General features: G+C 63.0%; 27 protein-coding genes, 3 tRNA genes and 1 pseudogene. 20 read left to right on the forward strand and 11 right to left on the reverse strand.

The features are described 5' to 3' along the window. A pseudogene (locus H9X91_RS04515) lies at positions 1-292 on the reverse strand (hypothetical protein); the annotation flags it as partial. Between the two features lie 224 nt (positions 293-516). On the opposite strand from H9X91_RS04515, the gene H9X91_RS04520 reads away from it, so the two are divergent. The 3 genes from H9X91_RS04520 (at position 517) to H9X91_RS04530 (ending at position 3265) form a co-directional block, all read left to right on the forward strand. Then, on the forward strand, positions 517-1128 hold the full coding sequence (locus H9X91_RS04520) for a flavin reductase family protein (protein WP_207754333.1): 612 nt from the start codon (positions 517-519) through the stop codon (positions 1126-1128). 18 nt (positions 1129-1146) lie between these two features. Beyond that, complete coding sequence (locus H9X91_RS04525; RefSeq protein WP_204802976.1) at positions 1147-2316, forward strand: iron-containing alcohol dehydrogenase; 1170 nt, start codon at positions 1147-1149, stop codon at positions 2314-2316. Positions 2317-2590: 274 nt separating this feature from the next. Then, positions 2591-3265, forward strand: coding sequence for a TetR/AcrR family transcriptional regulator (locus H9X91_RS04530; protein ID WP_204802978.1), 675 nt, complete (start codon positions 2591-2593; stop codon positions 3263-3265). On the opposite strand, the gene H9X91_RS04535 is transcribed toward H9X91_RS04530, so the two are convergent. After that, positions 3262-4644: a lipopolysaccharide biosynthesis protein gene (locus H9X91_RS04535; protein ID WP_204802980.1), complete on the reverse strand. Its 1383-nt coding sequence runs from the start codon at positions 4642-4644 to the stop codon at positions 3262-3264. The genes H9X91_RS04530 and H9X91_RS04535 overlap by 4 nt on opposite strands. A gap of 298 nt (positions 4645-4942) precedes the next feature. Between H9X91_RS04535 and H9X91_RS04540 the strand changes: the two genes are divergently transcribed. The 6 genes from H9X91_RS04540 to H9X91_RS04560 all read left to right on the forward strand — a co-directional run bounded on the left by H9X91_RS04540 (position 4943) and on the right by H9X91_RS04560 (position 9993). After that, on the forward strand, positions 4943-6217 hold the full coding sequence (locus H9X91_RS04540) for an ATP-binding protein (protein ID WP_204802982.1): 1275 nt from the start codon (positions 4943-4945) through the stop codon (positions 6215-6217). Then, positions 6189-6881: a response regulator transcription factor gene (locus tag H9X91_RS04545; RefSeq protein WP_204802984.1), complete on the forward strand. Its 693-nt coding sequence runs from the start codon at positions 6189-6191 to the stop codon at positions 6879-6881. Before H9X91_RS04540 ends, H9X91_RS04545 begins: the two co-directional genes overlap by 29 nt. Positions 6882-6902: 21 nt before the next feature. After that, on the forward strand, positions 6903-7766 hold the full coding sequence (locus H9X91_RS04550) for an EamA family transporter (protein WP_204802987.1): 864 nt from the start codon (positions 6903-6905) through the stop codon (positions 7764-7766). Between the two features lie 228 nt (positions 7767-7994). Continuing rightward, positions 7995-8672: a response regulator gene (locus H9X91_RS04555; RefSeq protein ID WP_204802989.1), complete on the forward strand. Its 678-nt coding sequence runs from the start codon at positions 7995-7997 to the stop codon at positions 8670-8672. Further along, a complete protein-coding gene (locus H9X91_RS14570; protein ID WP_275552510.1) occupies positions 8665-8787 on the forward strand; it encodes a hypothetical protein in 123 nt (40 codons plus the stop codon). The genes H9X91_RS04555 and H9X91_RS14570 overlap by 8 nt, the downstream gene beginning before the upstream one ends. 240 nt (positions 8788-9027) lie before the next feature. Next, positions 9028-9993, forward strand: a complete 966-nt coding sequence (locus H9X91_RS04560) for a sensor histidine kinase (RefSeq protein ID WP_204802991.1) — start codon at positions 9028-9030, stop codon at positions 9991-9993. A 68-nt stretch (positions 9994-10061) separates the two neighbouring features. Here the strand turns inward: H9X91_RS04560 and H9X91_RS04565 are convergent, their stop codons facing one another. The 4 genes from H9X91_RS04565 to H9X91_RS14300 are packed head-to-tail and all read right to left on the reverse strand — an operon-like array spanning position 10062 to position 11340. Further along, positions 10062-10304 (reverse strand): hypothetical protein, encoded by a 243-nt coding sequence (locus tag H9X91_RS04565; protein ID WP_204802994.1) that lies wholly within the window; start codon positions 10302-10304, stop codon positions 10062-10064. Continuing rightward, a complete protein-coding gene (locus H9X91_RS04570) occupies positions 10301-10666 on the reverse strand; it encodes a phosphodiester glycosidase family protein (RefSeq protein WP_204803297.1) in 366 nt (121 codons plus the stop codon). The genes H9X91_RS04565 and H9X91_RS04570 overlap by 4 nt, the downstream gene beginning before the upstream one ends. A 25-nt stretch (positions 10667-10691) precedes the next feature. Continuing rightward, a complete protein-coding gene (locus H9X91_RS04575; protein ID WP_204802996.1) occupies positions 10692-11204 on the reverse strand; it encodes a hypothetical protein in 513 nt (170 codons plus the stop codon). Then, positions 11191-11340 carry a hypothetical protein gene (locus H9X91_RS14300; protein ID WP_243414440.1) on the reverse strand — a complete coding sequence of 50 codons (150 nt, stop codon included), beginning with the start codon at positions 11338-11340 and terminating at the stop codon, positions 11191-11193. The genes H9X91_RS04575 and H9X91_RS14300 overlap by 14 nt, the downstream gene beginning before the upstream one ends. Between H9X91_RS14300 and H9X91_RS04580 the strand changes: the two genes are divergently transcribed. From H9X91_RS04580 to H9X91_RS04605, 6 genes are all read left to right on the forward strand, one after another. Continuing rightward, complete coding sequence (locus H9X91_RS04580) at positions 11341-11643, forward strand: PDZ domain-containing protein (RefSeq protein ID WP_243414432.1); 303 nt, start codon at positions 11341-11343, stop codon at positions 11641-11643. A 168-nt stretch (positions 11644-11811) separates the two neighbouring features. Then, positions 11812-12492 carry a TVP38/TMEM64 family protein gene (locus H9X91_RS04585; protein ID WP_243414424.1) on the forward strand — a complete coding sequence of 227 codons (681 nt, stop codon included), beginning with the start codon at positions 11812-11814 and terminating at the stop codon, positions 12490-12492. 1 nt (position 12493) lies between these two features. Further along, positions 12494-13534 (forward strand): glycosyltransferase, encoded by a 1041-nt coding sequence (locus H9X91_RS04590; RefSeq protein ID WP_204803001.1) that lies wholly within the window; start codon positions 12494-12496, stop codon positions 13532-13534. Then, entirely contained in the window at positions 13531-14154 is a 624-nt protein-coding gene (locus H9X91_RS04595; RefSeq protein ID WP_204803003.1) for a hypothetical protein, read from the forward strand. Before H9X91_RS04590 ends, H9X91_RS04595 begins: the two co-directional genes overlap by 4 nt. Before the next feature lie 5 nt (positions 14155-14159). After that, positions 14160-14696: a phosphatase PAP2 family protein gene (locus H9X91_RS04600; RefSeq protein ID WP_204803005.1), complete on the forward strand. Its 537-nt coding sequence runs from the start codon at positions 14160-14162 to the stop codon at positions 14694-14696. Then, a complete protein-coding gene (locus H9X91_RS04605) occupies positions 14686-15030 on the forward strand; it encodes a GntR family transcriptional regulator (RefSeq protein ID WP_204803007.1) in 345 nt (114 codons plus the stop codon). Before H9X91_RS04600 ends, H9X91_RS04605 begins: the two co-directional genes overlap by 11 nt. Positions 15031-15275: 245 nt before the next feature. Here H9X91_RS04605 and H9X91_RS04610 read toward each other — a convergent pair. Together H9X91_RS04610 and H9X91_RS04615 are read right to left on the reverse strand one after the other, a co-directional pair. Next, positions 15276-15369, reverse strand: a tRNA-Ser gene (locus H9X91_RS04610). Between the two features lie 26 nt (positions 15370-15395). Further along, positions 15396-15483, reverse strand: a tRNA-Ser gene (locus H9X91_RS04615). Positions 15484-15649: 166 nt separating this feature from the next. On the opposite strand from H9X91_RS04615, the gene H9X91_RS04620 reads away from it, so the two are divergent. After that, positions 15650-15725, forward strand: a tRNA-Pro gene (locus tag H9X91_RS04620). 255 nt (positions 15726-15980) lie between these two features. Here H9X91_RS04620 and H9X91_RS04625 read toward each other — a convergent pair. The 3 genes from H9X91_RS04625 to H9X91_RS04635 form a co-directional block, all read right to left on the reverse strand. Continuing rightward, positions 15981-19124 carry a UvrD-helicase domain-containing protein gene (locus H9X91_RS04625; RefSeq protein ID WP_204803009.1) on the reverse strand — a complete coding sequence of 1048 codons (3144 nt, stop codon included), beginning with the start codon at positions 19122-19124 and terminating at the stop codon, positions 15981-15983. Positions 19125-19234: 110 nt separating this feature from the next. Continuing rightward, complete coding sequence (locus H9X91_RS04630) at positions 19235-19705, reverse strand: threonine/serine exporter family protein (protein WP_204803011.1); 471 nt, start codon at positions 19703-19705, stop codon at positions 19235-19237. Positions 19706-19720: 15 nt separating this feature from the next. Then, entirely contained in the window at positions 19721-20482 is a 762-nt protein-coding gene (locus tag H9X91_RS04635) for a threonine/serine exporter family protein (protein ID WP_204803013.1), read from the reverse strand. 165 nt (positions 20483-20647) lie between these two features. Here H9X91_RS04635 and H9X91_RS04640 point away from each other — a divergent pair, with 165 nt between their 5' ends. From H9X91_RS04640 to H9X91_RS04655, 4 genes are all read left to right on the forward strand, one after another. Continuing rightward, a complete protein-coding gene (locus H9X91_RS04640) occupies positions 20648-21118 on the forward strand; it encodes a MarR family winged helix-turn-helix transcriptional regulator (protein ID WP_204803015.1) in 471 nt (156 codons plus the stop codon). A gap of 17 nt (positions 21119-21135) precedes the next feature. Then, positions 21136-22467 carry an MATE family efflux transporter gene (locus H9X91_RS04645; RefSeq protein WP_204803017.1) on the forward strand — a complete coding sequence of 444 codons (1332 nt, stop codon included), beginning with the start codon at positions 21136-21138 and terminating at the stop codon, positions 22465-22467. 76 nt (positions 22468-22543) lie between these two features. Then, on the forward strand, positions 22544-23362 hold the full coding sequence (locus H9X91_RS04650; RefSeq protein WP_204803019.1) for an AraC family transcriptional regulator: 819 nt from the start codon (positions 22544-22546) through the stop codon (positions 23360-23362). A 7-nt stretch (positions 23363-23369) separates the two neighbouring features. Next, positions 23370-24305, forward strand: coding sequence for an EamA family transporter (locus tag H9X91_RS04655; protein WP_204803021.1), 936 nt, complete (start codon positions 23370-23372; stop codon positions 24303-24305). Positions 24306-24343: the final 38 nt, after the last annotated feature.

Consider the following 24343-nt stretch of genomic DNA (forward strand, 5'->3'; position numbering starts at 1 on the left):
CCGCCACGGAGACGGTGGTGCCCACCCGGGTGGCGATCTCGTTGGGCATGAACTCCTTCACGGCCACCCGGGCCTCCAGCTTGGTGTCCCAGGCCAGGTACGTGATGCCGAAGCCGCCCTGTCCCAGCACCCGGCCGATGATGTAGCGGCCGTTCAGCACGGTCCCGGCCCGCAGGGCCACCGGGAATTTCTTTTCATTTTCAGCCAGGTCAAAGCCACAGTACGGGCAGGGGCCGTCTGTCTCGGGCTTTTCCTGAAAGCAGTTGTAGCAGAGATTTTTCCGTTCAGCCATATCGTCCCTCCACATGAAACATCTGGTCGATAAGACCATCTTAGTTCCTTTCCGGGAGGAACTCAAGTATGCTGTCTGCATAGTATCCGGGCGGAGGCAAATGCCGTCTCCGAATCGAAAATTATATCTTGACATTGTGTCAAAACAGTGATATATTGCAAATGCTGACACAGTGTCAAAACAAGAGCGGCCAGGGGCCGCAATGATTTTCCTCTGTATTTGACATGGCGTCAAAATCAAAGGCAGATACACCAAATCACTTTGAAAGGTCGGTAAACACTGTGAAGAAAAACATCGGTCCTGCGCTGGCGCTATATCCCACGCCCGCTGTCGTGATTGGCGCAATGAACGGCGAAAAGCCCACCTGGACGCTGGCGGCTCATGTGGGCATCATCGGGCACGACAGGGTCCTGGTCAGCCTGGCCGGCGCCCACTTCATCAACGAGTTCATCAAATCCGGCAAGAAGCTGTCCGTCAACATCGTGGACGAGGGCATGCTCCCGGAGGCCGACTATGTGGGCTCCGTCAGCGGTGCGAAGGCGGACAAGTCGGCGGTATTTGAGTATGAGCCGGGTGAGGCCGGCGCGCCGATCATCCAGAAGGCTCCGCTGACGATGGAGTGTTCCGTGGTTGATGTCTACAGCACCCCGGGCTTTGAGAGCTTTATCTGCACCATCGACAACACCTATGTGGAGGAGGAACATTTGAACGAGGCCGGAAAGATCGATTACCACACCCTGAAGCCGGTACTGTTTGCGTTCCCCACCTATGAGTACCTGAAGACCGGAGAGGTCATCGGCAAGTGCCTGTCCTTCAAAAAAGATCCGCAGGCGTAAAGAAAGGAGAAGATTCAAGTGTTAGGCAATTTTTCTTACTGCAATCCGACCAAGCTGTATTTCGGCGATGATTCGCTGCGCTTCCTTTCCGAAGAGCTACACAAGTACGGGCCGAATGTCGTGCTGATCTACGGCGGCGGCTCCATCAAGAAAAACGGCATCTATGAGGAAGTGACCAGGATCCTGCAGGAGAGCGGTAAGAATGTGGAAGAGATCGCCGGCGTCATGCCCAACTCCACCCTTGCCAAGCTGTATGAGGGCATCGAGATCGCCCGCAGTCACCATGCGGATCTGCTTCTGGCGGTGGGCGGCGGTTCTGTCTGCGACTATGCCAAGGCGGTATCCGTCTCGGTCAACTGTGAGGAAGACCCCTGGGAGAAATATTATCTGCGTTTTGAGGAACCCGCCTGTGAGACGCTGCCGGTGGGCTGCGTGCTGACCATGGTGGGGACCGGCTCTGAGATGAACGCCGGCGCCGTCATCACCAACCAGAAGACAAAGCAGAAGATCGGACATGTCTTTGCAGACGAGAGGATCATGCCCAAATTCGCCATCCTGAACCCCAGATACACCCTGACGCTGCCGCGCTATCAGATGGTTTCCGGCATCTATGACATCTTCAACCACATCTGTGAGCAGTATTTCTCCGGCGAAGACGACAATGTGAGCGACTATATCAGCGAGGGACTGATGCGGGCGGTCCTCCACGCCAGCCGGATCGCCAACAGAGATCCGCAGGACTATGAGGCCCGCAGCAACCTGATGTGGACGGCCACCTGGGCGTTGAATACGCTGGTGTCCCGCGGCAAGAGCACCGATTGGATGGTGCATATGATCGGTCAGTCAGTGGGGGCGTATACCAACGCCACCCACGGCATGACGCTGGCAGCAGTGTCCCTGCCGTATTATCGGCATATTCTCCCCTACGGCCTGCAGAAGTTCAAGAGGTTCGCCGTCAATGTGTGGGATGTGGATCCCTGCGGTAAGACGGATGAGCAGGTGGCGGAGGAAGGGCTGAACGCCATGGAAGTGTGGATGCGTGAGCTGGGATTGGTCATGAAGATCTCCGAGCTGGGCGCGACGGAAGATATGCTGGAGGGCATCGCCGACGGTACCATCATCCTGTCAGGCGGCTACAAGGCGCTGGAACACAGCGAGATCGCTGAGATCCTGAAGGAGAGCATGTGACAGCGGGAAAGCCGTTTCAGCATCCGGCCCCCTTCTTTCCGGTCGGGGGATCGCACAGATGAAGAAAGACAGATCCGCCCGGATGGGCTGCCTGCGCAGCCCATCCGGGCGGACCTCTTTTTTGCGGGGCAGAGGCGTATCTGCCGGCGGTCCCGGCGGTCGGGCGGCATCCACAGCCGTTTGACGCAGTGTCAAAAGCGGGATATAATGACATCAGCGCCGGAGCGCAGCATGTGCGCTGCGCGGCGAATAAGAGGGAGAGGAAGTGCCAGCCATGCCGAAGGGATCTGAGGAGCTGACCCAGGCCAGAAAGGCCGAGATCATCAGCGCCTGCGCCGAGCTGTATGAGACCATGAATTTCAAGGATGTGACGCTCAAGGACATCGGGGCGAAGACCTCGTTCACCCGCACCCTGATCTACTATTATTTCCACACAAAAGAGGAGATTTTCCTGGCCCTGCTGCAGAGGGAGTATGAGGCCTGGATCGAGGACCTGCACGAGATCCGAATGAGCTGCCGCCGGATGACGGTCAGCCAGTTCGCAGATGCGCTGGCCCGTTCCCTGGAGCGGCGCAGCCGGCTTCTGAAGCTCATGTCCATGAATCACTATGATATGGAGGCAAACAGCCGGATGGAAAATCTCGTGGCCTTCAAGGTCGCCTATGGGAACTCCATCCGGGCGGTCACCCGCTGCCTGGAGCAGTTTTTCCCGCAGATGACCGCTGCTGACGTTCAGGGGTTCATCTACGCGTTCTTCCCGTTCATGTTTGGGATCTACCCCTATACCGTGGTCACGGAGGAACAGAAGGAGGCCCTGCGGCAGTCCCATACCGACTATGTGCTCCTGTCGATCTATGAGATCACAAGAGACATGGCGGTCAAGCTGCTGCAGGGCCTGGAAGGACGCGCTCCGGGAGCCGGGGGACAGGGCTGCGCTGCGGAGCCCTAAAGACCGCTTTTTACCGCGCGGAGAAGTGCCTTGAGATGGATCGCGCAGATGCCCAGGAGGCAGATGGCGGACCAGAGGGGCCAGAAGGGGACATCCCTCTCCATCATCACGCACTGTGCGGCCAGAAGAAGAGCACTCACCGCGAGCTGAGGAAAACTCCAGTGGAGGCGGAGCAGGGAGCGGGTATGGACCGCCCGCACGGCAAAGATCAGGATATAGCTGAGCAGCGTGGAGACCGCTGCTCCCATGGAGCCCCAGTACCGGATCAGAGAGAAGTTTCCGACGAGATTACACGCCGCGCCCAGCATGGTGGTGGCAAATGTGGCGGTGCTGCGCTGCTCCGCCATATAGATGGAGGACAGGAAGGAGCCGAGACAGGCGAAGGTCGTGGCCAGCGTGAGCACCGGCACATACCGCCATGCCGCATAGTAGCCCGGCGCGGCCAGCAGGCGGGTGGAGATCTGCGCGGTGAGGATGACGCCGGAGGCCGCTGCAAACGCAACTGCCGTATAGACAGAGTACACGTTGGAGAAGAACCGCTCCTTTTCCGCCGGTGTCCGCTCAGCCACTGCGGAGATCTGCCATGCGGAGGTGAAGATATTGGCAACGGTCATGAGGATGCTGGGGACCTTGTTGGCCACTGCGTAGATACCGGTGGCGGCACTTCCGATCAGCAGGGCGATCAGATATCGGTCGGAGATGTTGATGATCCAGCTGCAGAGGGTGCTGGGGACCAGCGGCGCACTGTACCGGAGCATCCGGATGGTGTCCCGCCGGGAGAGGGAGGACAGGCGGAAGAACCGCCACAGACCCGCCCGCACAAAGACGAACACGGTGGTGATCCCGTCGGCCAGCACATTGGCCAGCACGTAGCCGGTGACGCCCATGGGGAATACCGCCAGCAGCAGGATGTTGAACAGGATGGTCAAGGCCGTGCGCAGGATGCCGTCCAGGGCAAAGAGGCGGACATGGCCGATGGAGCGCGCGAACTGGTTGCAGACAGAGTGCACGTTTGCCACCAGGACATAGAGCAGGATCAGCCACACATATCCGGAGAGAAACGCCACTCTGTCCAGCAGGGGAGAGAGCAGGAGCAAAACGACAAAGCCGGCCGATGCTGTCAGCAGGCCGGTGGTAAAGACGCTGTTTTTGTCTGTGCTGCGCTCCAGACCATACCGGATCACACCGTTGGCGATCCCCACAGAGGCGATGGGGATGATCAAATTGCCGGTCTGCAGCAGCAGATCCGTCACGCCGTATTCCGCGCTGGAGAGGATGCGGGTGTAGAAAGGCGTCAGCAGGAAGGTGAGAAACCGGGCACCGAATGTGCTGATGCCGAACAGCACTGTATTTGCCATCAAGCTTTTGTAGGGATTCAAAGGACTCGGCCTCCCAGCCAGAGGATCGTGCGGGAGCAAGAGAGGGGATCCCCCGCGTCACACTTGATTTTACGGCGGATCTTTAAACGGAGTATAAACCGGAGATAAACAATTCCGGCCGCGGCACGGGGACAGACCCTCCGAAGATCCCGGAAACAGCGCCGGGGCCCTGCCGAAGCACGCCTGGCCGCCATCCCGATGATTTCTTGTTATAGCATCGGGCGGATGTGCTGTCAACGTTTTTCCGCCGCCCTCCGCAAAAGCAGAGGGCGCCTGGATCGGCCGGACCTGCAGGGAAGTGCTCCAGGAGGCCCCGGCGGACAGCGGCAGCCGGGAGATCCGGCAGATCGTTTCGCTGCTGGACGGCAGCGCTATGCGGCTGGTGCTGACGGAGGACGGCAGGCCTGTCTACACCTTCGGCACAGAGCAGGCGGATGACGCCCGGCTGCTGCAGAGCGCGGAAAGCCTGGACTGCGATCCCGTGCAGGTCAGCACCGGGAGCCGTGGGATCTATCTGACCCGCCTGACGTATCAGGGGCGCACCATGCAGCTGGCTTTGTTCGGCACGCCTGGGGAGCACACCGGCGAAGCGGTCAAGGCGGCGGTCGCACTGTCGGCTCTGCTGATCCTGCTGGCCATCGTGCTCTCCATTTTGGCGACGAACCGCTTTCTCACCCGCTTTGTGCTCCGCAGGGTGGAGGAGCCGCTGGATCTGCTGGCTGCCGGCGTCCGCCGCATCGGGGAGGGCGATCTGGACTTCCGGATCGCCTATGCCGGGAAGGACGAGTTTGCGCCGGTGTGCGGCGCGTTTAACGAAATGGCCGCCCGGCTGAAGGAATCGGTGGAGCGCACCCGCCGGGACGAGGAGAGCCGGAAGGAGCTGCTGGCGGGCATCTCCCACGACCTGCGCACCCCTCTGACCTCCATCCGGGCCTATGTGGAGGGCCTGCTGGACGGAGTGGCCCAGACCGAGGAGAGCAAGCAGCGGTACCTGCGCACCATCCGCACCAAGGCGGAGGACATCGACCGGCTGGTGTCTCAGCTCTTTCTCTACTCCAAGCTGGACCTGGAGGGGGTCCCCATGGAGATGCGCCCCATCCGCCTGGACGAGTTTGTCGCCGGCTTTGTGGAGGAGGCCGCCCTGGACAGCCGGACACGCGGGCTGGAGATCACGGCGGAGCAGCTGACTCCGGTGACCGTCTCCGCCGACCCTGAACAGCTGCGCCGGGTACTCTCCAACATTCTGGAAAACAGCATCAAATATAAGGCCAAGGAGACGGGACGCCTCCGGATCACGCTGGAGGAGAGTGGCCGCCTGACCCTGGCCGATGATGGCCCGGGAGTGCCGGAGGAGGCCCTGCCTAAGCTGTTCGACGTCTTTTACCGCAGCGACCCGGCCCGTAGAGACCCCGCCGGCGGCAGCGGCCTGGGATTGGCCATCGCCGCCAAGGCGGTGCAGGGCATGGGCGGGACCATCCGTGCGTTCAATGTCCCCGGCGGGGGGCTGGCCATAGAGATCACACTGCCGAAGGAGGAACATGGAGATGCAGAAGATCCTGATCATCGAGGATGACAGGGACATCGCCACCATCGAACGGGATTATCTGGAACTGAACGATTACCAGGTGGAGATCGCTGCGGACGGGCTTGCGGGACTGGAGCGGGGGCTTCACGGGGACTTTGACCTGATCCTGCTGGACCTGATGCTGCCGGGTATGGACGGCTACTCTGTCTGCCGCCGTCTGCGGGAGGAGACCGACATTCCCATCCTCATGGTGACCGCCCGGCGGGAGGACATTGACAAGATCCGGGGCCTGGGTCTGGGGGCGGACGACTACATTGAAAAGCCCTTTTCCCCCAGTGTCCTGGTGGCCCGGGTCCGCGCCTACCTGGCCCGGTACCAGCGCCTGACCGGCGGGCAGCAGAGGGCGAAGCCGGAGCTTCAGGTGGGCGGCGTGCGCCTGAACACGGAGACCCGGCGGGTCTTTGTGGACGGGCGGGAGGTGGAACTGAAAAACCGGGAATATGAGCTGCTCTGCTTTCTGATGCTCCATCTGGACATGGTGTTCAGCCGGGAGGAGCTGTACGAAAGGATCTGGGGGCTGGAGGCCATGGGGGACAACGCCACTGTGGCGGTCCATATCAACCGCATCCGGGAGAAGATCGAGCAGGACCCCGGCCACCCACGGTATATCCAGACAGTCTGGGGCGCGGGGTATCGCTTCCGGGGACAGTAATGGGAAAGAGGGGAGAGGAAGATGTGGCTGCTGTTTGCGGCTGGATCGGCATTTTTCGCAGGTGTGACGGACATTCTGGCCAAGTGCGGCATCCGAAGGACGGACTCCACGGTGGCCACCGCGATCCGAACCATCGTCGTTCTGATCTTTGCATGGATCATGGTATTTTTGGTGGGGTCCCAGGAGCAGATTCAAACCATAGACCGGACGACGCTCTTGTTTCTGATCCTGTCCGGGCTGGCCACCGGCGCTTCTTGGCTGTGCTATTTTAGGGCGCTTCAAATCGGCGACATCAACAAGGTGGTGCCCATCGACAAATCCAGCACCGTGCTCACCATCCTGCTGGCCTTCCTCCTGCTGGGAGAGCCCATCGGCCTGTTCCAGGGGATCGGAGTGGTGCTGATCGGCGCGGGCACCTTCCTGATGATCGAGAAGAGGCAGCAGAAAGGCCCACGCGGGGGCTCTGGGAAGGGCTGGATGCTCTGCGCTTTTGGCTCCGCTATGTTTGCCAGCCTCACCGCCATTCTGGGCAAGGTGGGTATCCAGGGGGTGGAGTCCAATCTGGGGGCCGCCATCCGCACCGGGGTGGTGCTGGTCATGGCCTGGGTCATGGTGCTGGTGACCGGCAAGGCCAAAGCGGTGCGGCAGGTGCCACGGCGCGAGTTGATCTTCATCTGCCTGTCCGGTATCGCCACCGGCGCCTCCTGGCTGTGTTACTACCATGCCCTTCAGGACGGCCCCGCCAGCGTGGTGGCCCCCATCGACAAGCTGAGCATTCTGGTCACGGTGGCCTTCTCCTACCTGGTGTTCCATGAGCGGCTGACCCGCCGCTCCGGTCTGGGACTGGCCCTGATCGTGGCCGGGACGCTGGCCATGCTGATATGACAAGGCAAGCGGCGGGGCTGGGCCCGCCGCTTTTGTCTCAATTCATTCATAAAGATGCCTCCTTGGTCTGAAGATGGAATTTGTCGGCAATTTGCCCCGCCTTTAAATATGATGACAATATACCCCAGGAAAATGAGAAAACCATGAGGATCCAATGAGGTTTTTTCACCGGATTCTCATTTTTCTCCGTTAAGATAGAGCGCATATCAATCAAGGAGGTGAACGCGTATGCGTGTTTTGGTGATTGAAGACGATGCGGCGCTGAATGGCATCCTGGCCAAACGCCTGGCGGAGGAGGGCCACTCCGTGGATTGCTGCTTTGACGGCAGGGACGGCCTGGACTACGCGGAGGCGGCGGACTACGACTGCATCGTCCTGGACTGGATGCTCCCAAAGATAGACGGGCTGACGCTGCTGCGCAGGCTGCGGGGCGGGGGAAACCACGCCAACGTCCTGCTGCTCACGGCCAAGGATTCCATCGAGGACCGGGTGGCCGGGCTGGACGCCGGGGCGGACGACTATCTGGTGAAGCCCTTCTCTTTTGACGAGCTGCTGGCCCGGGTCCGGGCTCTGCTCCGCCGCCAGAGCGAGGTGCGAAGCCCTGTACTAAAGCTGGATGATCTGGTGATGGACACGGCCAGCAAAACCGTCCAGCGGGCCGGGAAAAAGCTGCTGCTGACCTCCAAGGAGTACGCCCTGCTGGAGTATTTGCTGCGCCACCAGGGGCAGACCCTGACCCGCTCCCAGATCTCTGTCCACGTCTGGAACTTCGACTTTGACTACGACTCAAACATCGTGGACGTGTACATCCGGTACCTGCGCAACAAGGTGGACAAGCCCTTTTCCAACAAGCTGATCCACACCGTCCGGGGCTTTGGCTATGTGATGAGGTGCGGCGATGCGTAAGGTATCCATCCGCATTCAAATCATGCTCTGGTACACCCTGCTCACGGCGATCTTGCTGGCGGTATCCCTGCCGGTCCTGTACGGCGCCATGGCGGGGTCCCTGCGGCGGGACTAGGAGGCGTACCTCCGCTCGGCGGCGGGCCAGCTGGCCTCCCACATCGAACTGGAAGATGGCGATCTGCGGCTCCTCAACGACCTGGACCTGCCCGCTGGGACCCAGTATCTGCTCAACACGGAGTCTGGCGGACGGATCGTATCCAATGAAAACGCCTGGGCGGACGCGCCCGCCTTTCAGCCCGACGAGGTCTATCTGTCCTCCACCGGGCGGGGGGACCAGCTCTACCTGGATCAGGAGTTGGAGCTGGAAGGGGGAGAAAAGATCCGGATCCGGGTCTCCCGCTCCAACGGCACGGTGGAGCGGTCCCTGGACCAGCTCCAACTGGTGATGCTGCTGGCCGTCCCCGCGTTCCTGGGGCTGGCTGTCTTTGGCAGCTACTTTCTGGCCAAGCTGGCCCTGCGTCCCATTGACCATATTACCGAAACGGCGGTGTCTCTGGGGGCCGGGAATCTGTCCCGGCGGATCACAGGTATCGAGAGCCGGGACGAGGTGGGGCGGCTGGCGGGGGCCTTTAACGGGATGCTGGCCCGCCTGGAGGACTCCTTCCAGCGGGAGAAGCAGTTCACCTCGGATGCCTCCCACGAGCTGCGCACCCCGGTCTCCGTCATCATGGCCTATGCGGAAAACCTGGCCGCCCATGCCCCCGACCGGGAGACGGTGGAGCAGGCATCCGCCATTCTGACGGAGAGCCGGAGAATGCACAGCATCATCGCCCAGCTGCTGGCCCTGACCCGGGGCTATGAGGGAAAGTACCAGCTGTCCCTGGAGGAGATCACCCTGGCGGAGATGGTGTCGGACGTGCTGGCGGAGCTGACGGAGGCGGCGGCGGCCGGCGGCATTACCCTGATCGAGCAGGTGCCGCCCCGCATTCAGCTCTCCGCCGACCAGAGCCTGATGACCCAGCTGCTGCTGAACCTGGTGGAGAACGGGATCAAATATGGAAAGGCAGGCGGCACCGTCGCGGTCAACGCGCTGGAACAGGACGGGCATATCCTTCTGACCATCCAGGACGACGGCATCGGGATCGGGGAAAAGGAGCTCCCCCATATTTTTGACCGCTTTTACCGGGCGGATCAGGCCCGGGACCGCAGCGGCTCCGGGCTGGGGCTCTCCATTGTGAAATGGATCGTGGAGGTCCACGGCTGGACCATCCAGGCGGCCAGCGAACCGGGGAGAGGCGCCCGGTTCACCATTCAGATTTAATCAGATTTAACAGGACAAGAAGAGCCGGCATCCGGAGCAAACCGGGTGCTGGCTCTCTTTTGAGGCGCTCAGCGTTTGTGATGCCCTGTGCGGTGCTGAACCGCATGAGGCTGCACAGGTTCCTGTTTCTGGGGCAGGAGCGTCAGAACTGCCAGCGCGATGGCGCTCACACAGAGTACCAGCAAAAGCTTGGACGAGATCGTGTTGCCGGAGAAGTTCATCATGGGGTTATACCAGTCCAAAACGGCGAAGGTGAGAAAACACAGGGAGAGAATGATGACCAGATTGGAGAGGATCATTCGGATCTTCATGCGGAAGCCTCCTTTTTGGGTTCACAGATACAGATGCAGTCAGAAATGGTCTTGGAGGGCTTGTAGGAGTGGTTGACATATCGGTTTTCCAGAGTCATGAAGACCGTGTGGCCACCGTCCAGATTGTAGGCCGCGGCGCAGCCCAGACCCTCAAAGACCTGCGCCAGCTCCGGGAGGCTCATTCCCCTGGAGTATCCCGGCTGGCGTCCATCCACCGTTACAAAGCAGTAATGGCCGGGCTCGTAGTAGCCCAGTGCGGTGCGGGGGTGGATCTTCTTGATATAGTCCCAGGTGTCAAAGGTTTTCAGGGCCTTTCCCCTGTCATCCAGCAGGCGGGGACCGAAGACCCAGGTCTGGAGGATCCCCTGCTACAGTGCCGCCTCTGGGTCAAACTGATTGGGGCCGTATGTGGCCATGGTCCCGTCCTGGTAGAGCACGCAGCCCGTTGGCATCATATTTTTCGCCGGCAAATTCGGTCTGAAAAGAACGCAGATCCGCCATGTAGATATCCGCCACATAATAGGTCACGGCATCACTCCTGCGGCCAAAGGTGTGCTGCGTGACCTCCACGGAGAGGTCGGGGCTGGAATAACTGGTACCGGTGGAGACCACCGTGTCCGTGAAATGCTCCGCAAATTTTTCCCGCAGGCTGAGGGGCTGGGTTTGCTCCGGCGCACTTCTGGTGATCTCCGTGACCTGTTGATGTGCGGAGGGCTGGAGGTTGTTCTGCACCTGAGGAAGGGACATGGATGACCCTCCCAGCCCCTGTATGGGGGCAATGTACAGAAAGAAATAATTCCCGAACACCAGCAGCGCCGCAGCCAGCACATCCACCAGCAGAAACAGCGCTGCGGGCCGGCGGCGGGCGGCAGCCGGAGACGTCCTTTTACGCATGGACATGGCGGGCCGCCTCCTTTTTCTCCGGCTTCTTTCCGCGGAAGATCACCAGTGTCTGGACGGAAAAGCTGACGGAAAACAGGGTCACCTCGGTGATCAGCTTGGCGGCAGGCGCCGGCAGGCCCAGGGCGGTCAGCACCTGCAGCAGAGTGCTGTTGGCCAGAAGGACCCCGGCGGAGCCGCCGCGGCGGCGGGGCTCCAGGTGGGGGATGTCATCACCCGGATCGATGGGACGGAGATCCGGACCATGACAGACCTGTCTGCGGCAAAGAAGTCTTACACCGCAGGGGATACCGCCCGGTTCACAGTCGTCCGCGGGGGACAGAGCCTGCAGATCACCGTGACATGGGGGGCGGAGCCGGATCCCGCCGCATCCGCTTCCCAAAACGCACAGGGACAGGCGCCCGGCGGCTACGGCCCCTATGGGGCCTGTTCGGCCTGACGCCGTACTACGGCGGGTGAGCGGGCATAGACATGCGGCCGGGGACAGGTCCCCGGCCGTATGTTTTACGGACAGTTTAACCGCCGTTTCCGGTCTGTTTAATCCCCCAATTTACACTGAGCACAGGAAGACGCGGATCAGACCGGTTGAAAGAGGGATCGCCATCTTATGAAAATGCAGCAGACAGAGGGGCGTCGCTCTGCCGTCCGAAGGGCGCCGCCGGAACAGACGGAGGAGCCTGGGAGAGAGGCGGGTGCAGGCGGAATCCTGCGATATGTCTCCCTGCTCGGCCTGATCCTCTGTGCCGTTTTGGCCGTTCTGGCCTGGAACAGCGGACTGCTGACTTCCCGGCAGGCCATGTCCGCCTTCATCCGGAGAGCGGGGTTCTGGGGGGCGCTGCTGTTTCTGCTGCTGCAGACGGTGCAGGTGGTGATCCCGATCCTGCCCGGCGGGGTCAGCTGCCTGGCCGGGGTGCTGATCTTCGGCCCCTGGTGCGGATTTTTGTATAACTACCTCGGGATCTGCGCCGACTCCATGCTGGCGTTCCTGATCGCCCGCCACTTCGGACGCCCTCTGCTGGGGCGGATCTTCCGCCCCGAGCAGCTGGAGAGATACGACCGGTGGATGCGGTCCCGCAGGCACCTGTCCCGCTGGCTGGCGGCGGCTATCTTTTTCCCTGTGGCGCCGGACGATTTCCTGTGCTATCTGGCCGGGACCACTCCGCTCTCCTGGAAGACGTTCACCGCCATCATCTGGCTGTGCAAGCCGTTTTCCATTGCCCTGTACAGCGCGTTCCTGCTGCTGGGCTGGACGAATCTCCTGTCATGGCTGCATTTGGGAGGTATGTGATTTGTCTGTCTATCTCTATCCCGGCGGCTTCCGCCTGGTCTGCAGGAGCGGGATCGGGCAGGCCCTGCTCCACCAGCGAAGGGCCCTGGCGGCGGCCGGCATCCCCCTGGCACAGTCGATGCGGGAGGGGCAGATCGTCCACATCAACACGGTGTTCCCGGACGCGCTTTTGGCCGCTCTTGCAGCCCGCCTCACCGGGAAAAGGGTCGTCTATTACGCCCATTCGACCATGGAGGACTTTCGCCGCTCCTTTCCCGGCTCGAACTGGCTGGCCCCGCTGTTCAAGCGGTGGATCAGGCTGTGCTATCAGATGGGAGACGTCGTCATAACGCCCACGGACTACTCCAGACGGCTCCTTCTGGAATATGGCATCCGAAAGCCGGTCTACAGTCTTACAAACGGTGTGGACACAGACTTCTTCTCTCCGGACGCGGCTCGGCGGCGTGCCTTTCGGGAGAGATACGGGCTGTCAGAGGAGGATCGGGCCGTCATTTCCGTGGGGCATATGATCGAGCGCAAGGGGATCCTGGACTACATCGCCCTTGCCCGGCAGATGCCGCAGGTCCGGTTCTACTGGTTCGGCGATACCCCCGCCTGCCTGATACCGCGGGCCGTCCGCCGGGCGATGGCGGCGCCGCCGGACAATCTGTGCTTTGCAGGCTACATCGGGCAGAAGGAGCTCCGGGACGCCTATTGCGGAGCAGATGCGTTTGCCTTTCTCAGTTATGAGGAAACAGAGGGCATCGCGGTGCTGGAGGCGCTGGCCTGCGGGATCCCGGTGATCTTGCGGGATATTCCGGTCTATCAGGGGTGGATCCCGGAGGGAGACGGGATCTGGAAGGCCCGTGATGCGGCCGGGTTCCGGCAGGCGGCGGGTGACGCGCTGGCCGGCTCCCTCCGTGAGACGGAGGGGACCGGCCGCAGGATCGCGCTTGACCGCCGACTGGCGGCGGTGGGACAGCGTTTGGCGGCGACCTATCAAAAGGAATTTCCGGTTTCCAGAAGCGAAACCGACTGCGAAAATGAGGAGGTCATCTCATGAAACACTGGAAAGAGCGGATCCTGCAGATGAAGTTCGGAAGGGTGGTCAGGCGATTGGCCATTTTCTCTGTCTGCGCAGTCCTGCTGGGAGGGATCCTTTCCGTGGTCCTGCTCCAGCCGCAGATTTCCCAAATCACTTCAGCTGCACAGCAGGAGGAGCAGATCGATGCATTCCGGGGAGAGTGGTCCCATGACTGGGAGGGCTGGGACGATGCACATGGCATCACAGAGCCTGCCCTGCCGGTGAAGGTCGCTCTGCTTGCGCTGGGAGTGGTGTTCTGCGCACTGGTAGCAGCGTGGTGGCTTCTGGTGCCTGCCTGGCTCTTCCAGGCATCAGTGCGCGCACGGATGAACACGCTGGTGTGGCCGCTTTTGGGACTCCTGTGGAGCCTATGGGGACTGATCCTGTTCCTGGTTATCCGCAGTCTCCTGCGCCAGCGGTGCGCTGCCTGCGGCACCTGGCAGAGAAAGGCGTCCTTCTGCACCGCCTGCGGCAGGAGCTTCCATGTGACATGTCCGACCTGTGGGGCGGACTGCAGTCCGGACGACCGACACTGCGGCCGCTGCGGCGCTTCCCTGCAGCCCGCTGCGGAGGCAGCCTCCGGCAGAGAGGACAGGTGACAGCGATGCGCTCCTTTGAATTTGCGCTCCTGGATTGGATCCAGGGGAATCTGCGGAACCCCGTCATGGATCTGCTGATGCCGGCTGTCACAACCCTGGGAAACGGCGGCCTCATCTGGATTGCGTTTGCCGGGATCCTCCTGCTCATTCCGAGGTACCGGAAGGCCGGAGCGGCGGTCCTGGCCGGGCTCGCACTGGAGGTCATCTGCTGCAATCTGGTGCTGAAACCGCTGATCGCCCGGGTCCGTCCATGCGATGTGAATACGGCGGTTCAGCTGCTGGTCGCCCGGCCGGACGATTTCTCGTTCCCCTCCGGCCATACCGGAGCCTCGTTCGCTGCGGTCACGGCGCTCTATGCCGACGGGAACAGACTGTGGATCCCGGCTCTGCTTCTGGCGGCGCTGATCTCGTTTTCCAGGCTATACCTGTATGTCCACTATCCGACAGACGTTCTGGCGGGGATCCTGCTGGGAGCTGCTGCAGGGTGGCTTGGGAGCCAGGGCATCGCTTGCGTTGGAGGGAAGCTGCACCATGGACTGTAGATCATTTTACCTGCAGATCGCCGGCCGCATCACGGCGGAGATCCTGTCCTGTCAGCTGCGCCCGGGTCAGCAGATGCAGTCCATCCGACGGCTGAGCGTACAGTATCGGGTCAATCCCCATACGGTCCAACGGGCGATGGATAAGCTGAAGCGGGAACATCTGCTGGAAAAGTGCGGGCAGAGGCTCTTCATCACGTCAGACCGAGAACTGCTCCGCCGATGCAGGCAGCAGGGGGGCGCCAGGCTGGTGGGGGCGTTCCTGGAGGACATGGAGTCGCTCGGCTATACAAGGACTGAAGCGCGGCAGATGGCGCAGCAGGGAAGGGACGGATGACGTCTCTTTTTGCCTCAGGCATAAAAAGCCGTTGGAGCAAAGCGGACTTTGCTTCGACGTGGAAGGGACGGTCAAAATTGATATTTTTCAGGGGCAGACAAAAGCGCCGCGCAGCGGCGGCCCCAAACCGGAGCCCAGCGACAGCGGGTCCAGTTTGGAAGCGAGGAGCAGCAGAATGAGCGCACGATGAGCTTTGCAATGAAGTGAAAAAGCTCGGCGCAAGCGATATGTCGCTTGCGCCGAGCTGGCGCAGAAGGAGGGATTTGAACCCTCGCGGCGTTTTTTAGACACCCTACTCCCTTAGCAGGGGAGCCCCTTCGGCCTCTTGGGTACTTCTGCAGATATCCTATGAACTTGAAACGATGTGGCGGAGAGAGTGGGATTCGAACCCACGGACGCTTGCGCGTCGCCGGTTTTCAAGACCGGTTCCTTCAACCGCTCGGACATCTCTCCATTCGGAAAGGCGCCCTCTGTCGGACGCCTGATTATTATACTATACCCCGTTCCCATTTGTCAACAACATCCATCATTTTTATTTTTTTAATTTTTTTCATTTTTGGGGTTGCATTTCCAGAAACAGTGTGCTATTATAATTGAGCTGACTTCGAGCAGCACATTTCCGGGTGTGGCGCAGTTGGTAGCGCGCTTGACTGGGGGTCAAGAGGCCGTGAGTTCAAGTCTCGCCACTCGGACCACAAAAAAGGACACGACGTAAGTCGTGTCCTTTTTTGTGGCCTCCGCGGGCTGAAGGCCCGCTCCGCTCTTTGGGATCAAAATGCTCCGGCCGACAGAGCCGTCCCTCCGCCAAGGTTTTTACCCGCGCGGAAAACGCTTTTTCGGCGCAAATACGCTGCGCCCCCTTTCCAGCTACTGCGCCCTGCTTCCCACAGCAATGCAGCAGAGACACCAAGCGCCGGACAGCTTGCCCTGTCCGGCGCTTTTTTCGGAGGTCAGAACAGGCTCAGCTGCTCGGCGTCTCGTCGGCGGCCTGCCGTTTCCCGGGCCACCGCCTCCGGCAGTTCCCTCAGGAAGGGGGATGGCTCCGGGGCGGAGGTGAGGATCAACTCCTCACGGGCACGAGTCAGCCCGACGAAGAACAGGCGCCGCTCCTCCTCCACGTCCGCCGGACGGCCCGGGGACTCCAGAGGCAGCGCCCCGGCGGAGAGGCCGGCCAGGAACACCGCCGGGAATTCCAGCCCCTTGGCGCCATGGAGCGTCATCAGCCGCACGGCGCCGGAGGCCCAGTTTTTCCCGGCTGCCCGCTGGAGGTCCGCCTCCTGGCCCAGGACCAGGGCGTTCCAGAGGCTGTCAAAGTCCTCGTGGAACACCGCTGTGTTCCGCAGCCGCTCCAGGGCGGGGGAGGTGCCGTACTGGGCCTCCCACTGCTCCACCAGCTGCCGGGGCTTTTTGGCCCGGACCCAGGGCAGCCATTCTTCCGCCCGGTCCAGCCAGGCCTCCAGGATGCCGTGGCCCCGCACGGCCTCCCGCAGGGCCGCCGGATTCAGCGCGTCTGCGGCTTGGCAGGGGGACTGGGCTTTTTGAATGAGGTCCGCCGGGCAGTCCCACAGCAGCCGCAGGGCGGTCTCCAGCGCCGCGCCGTCCGACGGCTCCAGCAGAAAACGGAAAAACGCCAGGGCACCCCGGACTGCCGGATCGTCCAGAAAATCCTCCTGCCCGGTGACTAAGCAGGGGATGTCGTCGTGGCGGAGGCACTTCTCCACCAGCTCCAGCTGACGATGAGTACGGCAGAGGACGGCAATGTCGGAGAAGGCCCGGACGGTCCGTTCGTGATCCAGGGCCTGAGCCTCCAGCATATCCACGCCGCCGGTCATGCGGCCGATCTCCTTGGCGATGAACACCGCCTCGGAGAAGCCGTCCGCCGCCTGCACCAGCCGCACCGGGGGGCCTGCGGGCCGATGGGGGACCAGGGTCCGGTCCCCGCCGGGATTGCGGGCGATCACCGCCAGAGCCGCCTCCAAAATGGCGGGGGCGGAGCGGTAATTTTCTGTCAGGCGGATTTCCTTTACATTCGCGACATCTTCAAGCAGCCGCTGGAAGCAGCGGCCCGAGGCGCCCCGGAATCCATAGATGGACTGGTCCGGGTCGCCGATGACGAACAGATCCCCGTTCCGGCTCCAGGACCGGACCAGCTGATACTGGGCATCGTTGATGTCCTGGAACTCGTCCACCAGCAGGTGGCGGAAGCGCCGCAGTCCGGTGACGTCTTTTTTCAGCCCCTCCGTCAGCAGGTCATCAAAGTCCAGGGCGCCCAGCTCACCCAGTCGGGTCTGATAGGCCTCAAACAAGTCTCCATCCAGGCCCGCGTCCTCCAGAGAGGCGCCGTTCTTCACCCGGGAGACGGCCTGGAGCAGCGCTTTCCCGCCGCCCTTTTTTCCGCTTTCCCGCAGCACCTGCTCCGCGATGGTCAAAGCCTCGCCGGGGCTGATGAGCCGTACATCTCCCAGGAGATCCAGACAAATGGAATGGAACGTGCCGATGGTCATGGGGCTCACCGCCCGTTTCCCGCCCAGCCGCTGCTCCAGCCGGGCGCGCATCTCCGCGGCGGCCTGGTTGGTGAAGGTGACGGCGGTGATTTCCCCGGGACGGACGCCCTTTTCCTCCACCAGCCAGGCGATCCGGGCCACCAGGGTCTTGGTCTTGCCGGTGCCGGGGCCCGCCGCCACGGCTGTGACAGCTGCCTCAGAGGTGACAGCCTCCAGCTGCCGGGGGTTCAGGTCCTCCGCCTGGGGAGCCTCCGGGACCGCTTCCGGCGCCACAGAGTGCTTCTTCAGCTCCCGGCGGGGCTTGGGCTTCCCTGGGGGCACGTCCAGACCGAACAGGGAGATCTGTCCGCTGAACCGGGCGATCTCGCCGGGGGTCAGCAGGGAGATGACGCCGTACTCCCCGTCAAAGCCCGGCCTGCGCTCCACCTGGCCGGAGCGCAGGCGGCGGATGCCCTCCGCCACGCAGGGATCGGCAGTGCGGGCGATGTCCTCCGCCGGCACCTCCCGCAGGATGGAGAACTCCGACCCCAGCTTCCGGAGCATCTGCTCGTACAGGGCCTGGGTGGCCTTTCCGGAGGCGGAGGCACCGGTGGAGGCGGCGATGACCTCCGGCAGGGGGGCCAGACTCTCAAAGGGCTTGGCGGTTTCGGGCCGGAACCCGGCGGGCCGATCCGCCAGAGCTTCCACCCGGTGCTCCACGCCGATGGTCAGCTTCTTTCCGCACACCGGACAGACACCGCCCAGGGCTGCCGTCTCCGCCGGGGTCAGGCAGACGCCGCAGTTCCGGTGGCCGTCCAGGTGGTACTTGCCCTCCTCCGGGAAGAACTCCACCGTGCCGCGAAATCCCTCCCCGGTGCGGATGGCCCGGAGCAGCTCCGGGTAGGTCAGGCCCGTGTCCAGCAGATCCGCCTCCCGGCCCAGCTTGGAGGGGGAGTGGGCGTCGGAGTGGGACACCAGCGTCAGACCGTCCAGGGCGGAGACCCGCCAGTTCATGGGCGGGTCTGAGGAGAGGCCGGTCTCCACCGCATGGATGTGGTCCGTCAGGTCGCCGAAGCATTCCTCCATGGTGTCAAAGCCGGAGAAGGCGCCGAACAGGGCGAAGTGGGGCGTCCAGATGTGGGCGGGGATGAATTCCGCGTCGGGGCAGGTCTCCAGCGTCAGCTCCAGCAGGTCCCGGCTGTCCAGTCCCAGGATGGGCCGGCCGTCGGAGCGGATGTTGCCGATGGCCTCCAGCCGGGCAGAGAGCTCGTCCGCCGCCTCCAGAGAGGGCAGGAGGATCAGGTTGTGGACCTTTCGAGTCTTGCCGTGGCGCTTGTAGATGCAGCTGATCTCCCCGGTGATGACGAACCGGGGCGCCGGTCCGGGGGCACCGTCCGGCAGGCGCAGGTCCTCCCGCAGGGTGTAGAGCCCCTCTCCGGCAGGCACCAGCTGCTCCCGCAGCTCCGCCCGCCAGGCGGGGTGGGTGAAGTCCCCGGTGCCCACCAGACCGATGCCCTTCCGCCGGGCCCACCAGTCCAGATGGGGCAGGTCTCCGTCTTTACTGGTGGCCCGGGAGAACCGGGAGTGGATGTGGAGGTCGGCGATGTACATGGAAGTCCCCCTCTGTCGAATCAAGTCGACCTCATTATACCCCCTCCGCTCCCGCCGCGCAAGGCGGCGGAAAAAGCGGTCCGGCGGAAGACCGCCGGACCGCAGAGACATTATGGCTTTGGACCGCCGGAGGATGGAGACCGCGTGGGGCGCACCAGACGCGGAAACACCGCCCGGAACAGGGAGGAGGCCAGGATGACGCCCACCGCCAGGGCCGCCGCCATGCCCAGGGTGTCCAGCAGGGCGTTCAGGAACTGACCGGTGTCGCCCGCCAGGCAGTAGCTCATGGCGTAGTAGATGCCGCCGCCGGGCACCAGGGGCAGCAGGGCCACCAGCTGGTAGCCGGTGACAGGACAGCGGCGGATGCGGGCCATGATCTCTGAGAACAGGCTGATGGCCATGGCGGCAAAAAAGCCCGCCAGAATGGTCTTGCCTCCCAGCAGATACACCAGCCATCCCAGCGCACCGCCGCAGCCGGCGATCAGCTTGCCGGGGCCGTGGATATTGAAGACCAGCGTGAAGCCGATGCACCCGGCAAAGGCACACAGGCAGGGCAGGATATACTGAGACCAGAGCTCCATGAATGTCATCCCCCTTTACAGGATCTGTCCGATGCCCAGCCCCACTGCGGAGCCCAGGGCGATGCCCATGGCGATCAGGATGGCCTCCGCCGTTCGGCTGAGACCGGAGTAGGTGTCTCCCGCCACCAGTTCCCGCATGGCGTTGGTCAGGGCCACGCCGGGCACCAGCAGCATCAAAACACCGATGGTCACCAGGTCCACATTGCTGCCCAGCCCCGCCCGCACCAGCAGCAGGGACAGCAGAGAGGCGATGCCGCTGCACACCAGCGTCCGCAGAAAGCTGTTGCTGCCCAGCCATTTTCCGCCGAAGAGCAGGCAGGCACCCACCACCAGGCCGCAGAAAAAGGCGCTGAGCGCGTCCCAGATCCCCCCGCCGAACAGGGGACAGAAGAAGGCGGGGGCCGCGGCGTACCCCAGCAGCACCGTGGCAGGACGGTGGCGGCGGCAGGAGGCGGGCAGACGGCCTACCCGGGCCCGGGCCTCATCCAGGGGAGGCGCGGTGCGGCAGAGCTCCCGGCACAGGGCGTTGCATGCCTCCAGCAGTTCGATATCGGTGCCGTGGGAACGGATCCGCCGCATCCGGGTCGTGGGACGGCCATCCTCCGCCTTCAGGCTGACGATCAAACAGCTGGGGATGGCGAACACCTGGGCGTCCTCCCCCTGATAGGCACGCAGCAGCCGGTACACGGACTCCTCCACCCGGGAGATCTCCGCCCCGCTCTCCGCCAGCAGGCAGCCCAGCTCCGTGGCCAGATTCAACAGCTTGTCCGAGTCCATGAGACGCCTCCTTCCGCTCCTTTAAGATATGCGTTTTCCGGGAAAAACGCAAGGGATATTTTGACGAAGCACCGCCGCTGTTTGACGGCCCCTATTGACAGAGAGAGGCTGTATTCGTATAATGGTCCGGGAATTTGTCCGAAAACGGATTGAGAGGTGAGGGAAATGAACGCTTCAGAGCTGGCGGCGTTTTGGAAGGACTTCAACCGTCTGTACAATGAGAATGGCCAGCTGTATCACCGGGTGGCCCGGTCCTGCGGCCTGTCGGACTGCGCCCTCTGGCTGCTGTACACCCTGCGGGCGGAGGATACGCCCCTGACCCAGACGCAGCTGAGCGAGACACTGTCCCTGTCCAGGCAGACGGTGAATTCCGCCCTGAAAAAGCTGGTGGAGGCGGGTTATCTCCGGCTGGAGGCGGCGGATGGAAATCTGAAAAACAAGCAGGTCCTGGTGACGGAGGCGGGGGACGCCTTCCTGCGCCGGACCGTGGACCGGGTGTTCGGCATGGAGAACGCCGCGGTCTCCCACCTGTCCGGGGAAGAGCGCGCGGCGCTTCTGGACCTGAGCCAGAAGCTGCTGGACGCCTTCCGGACGGAGACGGAGCGATTTCTCAAGGCCCAGGACACAGGAGACTGAAACAGGAGAATCCAAGTATGCAGATCAAACTCTCTGACCACTTCACCTACGGGCGGCTGCTGCGGTACACGCTGCCGTCCATCATCATGATGATCTTCACCTCGCTGTACAGCGTGGTAGACGGGCTGTTCGTGTCCAACCTGGTGGGAGATCTGGCCCTGTCGGCAGTGAACATCGCCTTTCCCATCACCATGATCATCGGCGCCTTCGGCTTCATGCTGGGCACCGGCGGCAGCGCCATCGTGGCCCGGACCCTGGGGGAGGGAAAGCCGGAGCTGGCCTCCCGATATTTCACGCTCTTCATCTGGTGTGTGGCGGGGCTGGGCGTGGTGCTCTCCATCGTCACCATCGCCTTCATCGAGCCCATCATGCGCTTTGCCGGGGCCAGCGACCTGCTGCTGCCGGACTGCATCGCCTATGGCCGGATCCTGCTGGCGGGCAGCGCCGTGTTCATGCTGCAGAGCGCCTTCCAGAGCTTTTTCTCAGCGGCGGAGAAACCCAAGCTGGGGCTGCTGCTCTCTCTGGCCGCCGGAGCCACCAACATCGTCTTCGACTACGTGTTCATTGCCCTGCTGGACATGGGTGTGGTGGGCGCCGCCTTGGCCACGGTGCTGGGCTACTGCGTGGGCGGCGTCATCCCGGTGGTGTACTTCCTCATGCCCCGGCGGGAGGGCCTGCGGCTGGTGCGGACCCGGTTTTACGGCCGGCAGCTGCTCCACGCCTGCACCAACGGCTCCTCGGAGCTGATGAGCAATATCTCCGCGTCCGTGGTAGGAATCCTCTACAACATCCGGCTGATGGACCTGCTGGGGGAGCCCGGCGTGGCGGCCCACTCGGTGATGATGTATGTGGACTTCGTGTTCGTGGCTGCGTTCCTGGGATTCTCCATGGGCAGTGCCCCCATCGTCAGCTACCACTACGGGGCGGAGAATCACGATGAGCTGAAGAACATCTTCCGCCGCAGCGGCGTCATCATCGCCGTCACCTCCGTGGTGATGGTGGCGGCCTCGGAGCTCTTGAGCCGGCCCCTGTCCGCCGCCTTCGTGGGCTACTCGCCGGAGCTGCTGGAGCTGACCACCCACGGCTTCCGGATCTTCGCCCTGTGCTATCTCTTCTGCGGGCTGAACATCTACGCCTCCGCCTTCTTCACGGCATTGTGCAACGGGGCGCTCTCCGCCCTGATCGCCTTCACCCGCACGCTGCTGCTGCGGGGCGGGCTGGTGCTGGTGATGCCGCTGCTCTTCGGCGTGGACGGCGTCTGGTGGTCTGTGGCGGCGGCAGAGCTGCTGGGGGCCGTGCTGTCCGCGGCGCTGCTGATCCTCATGCGCCGCCGCTACCACTACGCCTGAGAAAAAGCGGATATTCTGCAAGACAGGGCCCTCTGCGGTGTGGTACGCTGATCGATGCTGACAGGAGGAAAGACCCATGAGACAAACGATGCGGACCGCCCGGCATGACCCGGTCCTGGGACTGGATGCCTACTGCCTTCGGGGGCTGGAGCGGCCCTTTCCCAGCCACTTTCACGGCCACTATGTGATCGGCGTGGTGGAGCGGGGGACTCGGACCCTCACCTGCGGCAGACGGCGGGAGGCCATCGGTCCCGGAGACGTGCTGCTGCTCAACCCCGGGGACAGCCATGGCTGCGTCCGGGAGGACGGGGCGCTGGACTATCGGGGGCTGAACATTCCCCGGGACACCATGATGTCCCTGGCGGAAGAAATCACGGGCCGCCGGATCCTGCCGGACTTTACACGGCCGGTGGTCCGGGACCGGGAGCTGGCCCGCCGCCTGAGGGATCTGCACCGGGCGGTGCTGGAAGACGGCTCACCTCTCCGGCTGGAGGAGGCGCTGGTGCTGGCCTTTGGCCGCCTGCTGCCGGACTACGCCGGACAGGCAGAGACGGCCGCCTGCCGGGCAGAGGTGGCACGGGCCTGCGTCTTCATGCGGGACCGCTTTGCGCAGCCTCTCACCCTGGCGGACATCAGCCGCCAGGCGGGATTGAGCAAGTCCGCCCTGGTCCGGGCCTTTGCCCGGGAAAAGGGCATCACGCCCTACCGCTATCTGCTGGCGCTGCGGGTGGACCGGGCCCGGCATCTGCTGGAGCGGGGCCTGTCCCCGGCGGAGACCGCCCTGGCCGCAGGCTTTTCCGACCAGAGCCACTTCACCAACTATTTTACCGCCTATACCGGCCTGACGCCGGGGGCCTACCGGGCGCTGTTCCGGGAGGAACGGGAGAGAGGATGACGCAGCTGTGGAGACAAATACTGCCCGGGGCCATTTGGCGGCCCTGCTGACCATTGCCATCTGGGGGACCACGTTCATCTCCACCAAGGTGCTGCTGGAGGACTTCCGGCCGGTGGAGATCCTGTTCATCCGGTTTGTGATGGGCTATCTGGCACTGTGGATCGCCTGCCCCCGCCGCCTGCGGGGCGTGACACGGCGGCAGGAGGGATCGTTCGCCCTGGCGGGGCTGTGCGGCGTGTGCCTGTACTACCTGCTGGAGAACATCGCCCTGACGTACACCATGGCCTCCAACGTGGGGGTCATCATCTCCGTGTCCCCCTGCTTCACCGCCCTGCTGACCCATTTCCTCATGCGGGGAGAGGACCGGCTGCGGCCCACCTTCTTCGCGGGCTTTGCCGTGGCCATGGCGGGCATCTGCCTCATCAGCTTCAACGGCTCCGCCCTGGCGCTGGACCTGCGGGGAGACCTGCTGGCGCTGCTGGCCGCCTTCGTGTGGGCCTGCTATGCCCTGCTGACCCGGAAGATCAGCGCCCTGGGCCACCCCACGGTCCTCACCACACGGCGGACCTTCTTCTACGGACTGGTATTCATGCTGCCGGTGCTGGCGCTCTCCGGCGCCCGGCCGGACCTGGCCTGCCTTCTGGACCCGGTGGACCTGGGGAACCTGCTGTTCCTGGGGCTGGGGGCCTCTGCGCTGTGCTTCGTCACCTGGAACTTCGCGGTGAAGGAGCTGGGGGCGGTGAAGACCTGCGTGTACATCTATCTGGTGCCGGTGATCACGGTGGCCGCCTCGGTGGCGATCCTGGACGAGCCCTTCACCTGGATGACCGGCGTCGGGACGGCGCTGACGCTGATGGGGCTATTCCTCTCTGAAGGCAAATTCCAACGGAGAGCAGGAGCGGACCGTGGGACAGGAGCAGGACAAATGCATCCTGATGATTGAGGGGACCATGCCCCGCGGCCCCCGGCACCGGGCGGACC

The sequence above is a fragment of the Oscillibacter valericigenes genome (assembly GCF_016902445.1).
GTDB lineage: Bacteria > Bacillota > Clostridia > Oscillospirales > Oscillospiraceae > Oscillibacter > Oscillibacter avistercoris.

Coding starts and splice junctions, on each gene's coding strand:
- H9X91_RS04575 (WP_204802996.1), bottom strand. CDS start 11,204: ATGTCCATGCGTAAAAGGACGTCTCCGGCTGCCGCCCGCCGCCGGCCC.
- H9X91_RS04645 (WP_204803017.1), top strand. CDS start 21,136: ATGCAGATCAAACTCTCTGACCACTTCACCTACGGGCGGCTGCTGCGG.
- H9X91_RS04600 (WP_204803005.1), top strand. CDS start 14,160: ATGCGCTCCTTTGAATTTGCGCTCCTGGATTGGATCCAGGGGAATCTG.
- H9X91_RS04550 (WP_204802987.1), top strand. CDS start 6,903: ATGTGGCTGCTGTTTGCGGCTGGATCGGCATTTTTCGCAGGTGTGACG.
- H9X91_RS04595 (WP_204803003.1), top strand. CDS start 13,531: ATGAAACACTGGAAAGAGCGGATCCTGCAGATGAAGTTCGGAAGGGTG.
- H9X91_RS04555 (WP_204802989.1), top strand. CDS start 7,995: ATGCGTGTTTTGGTGATTGAAGACGATGCGGCGCTGAATGGCATCCTG.
- H9X91_RS04585 (WP_243414424.1), top strand. CDS start 11,812: ATGAAAATGCAGCAGACAGAGGGGCGTCGCTCTGCCGTCCGAAGGGCG.
- H9X91_RS04650 (WP_204803019.1), top strand. CDS start 22,544: ATGAGACAAACGATGCGGACCGCCCGGCATGACCCGGTCCTGGGACTG.
- H9X91_RS04565 (WP_204802994.1), bottom strand. CDS start 10,304: ATGAAGATCCGAATGATCCTCTCCAATCTGGTCATCATTCTCTCCCTG.
- H9X91_RS04625 (WP_204803009.1), bottom strand. CDS start 19,124: ATGTACATCGCCGACCTCCACATCCACTCCCGGTTCTCCCGGGCCACC.
- H9X91_RS04605 (WP_204803007.1), top strand. CDS start 14,686: ATGGACTGTAGATCATTTTACCTGCAGATCGCCGGCCGCATCACGGCG.
- H9X91_RS04520 (WP_207754333.1), top strand. CDS start 517: ATGGCGTCAAAATCAAAGGCAGATACACCAAATCACTTTGAAAGGTCG.
- H9X91_RS04630 (WP_204803011.1), bottom strand. CDS start 19,705: ATGGAGCTCTGGTCTCAGTATATCCTGCCCTGCCTGTGTGCCTTTGCC.
- H9X91_RS04530 (WP_204802978.1), top strand. CDS start 2,591: ATGCCGAAGGGATCTGAGGAGCTGACCCAGGCCAGAAAGGCCGAGATC.
- H9X91_RS04635 (WP_204803013.1), bottom strand. CDS start 20,482: ATGGACTCGGACAAGCTGTTGAATCTGGCCACGGAGCTGGGCTGCCTG.
- H9X91_RS04640 (WP_204803015.1), top strand. CDS start 20,648: ATGAACGCTTCAGAGCTGGCGGCGTTTTGGAAGGACTTCAACCGTCTG.
- H9X91_RS04545 (WP_204802984.1), top strand. CDS start 6,189: ATGCAGAAGATCCTGATCATCGAGGATGACAGGGACATCGCCACCATC.
- H9X91_RS14570 (WP_275552510.1), top strand. CDS start 8,665: ATGCGTAAGGTATCCATCCGCATTCAAATCATGCTCTGGTACACCCTG.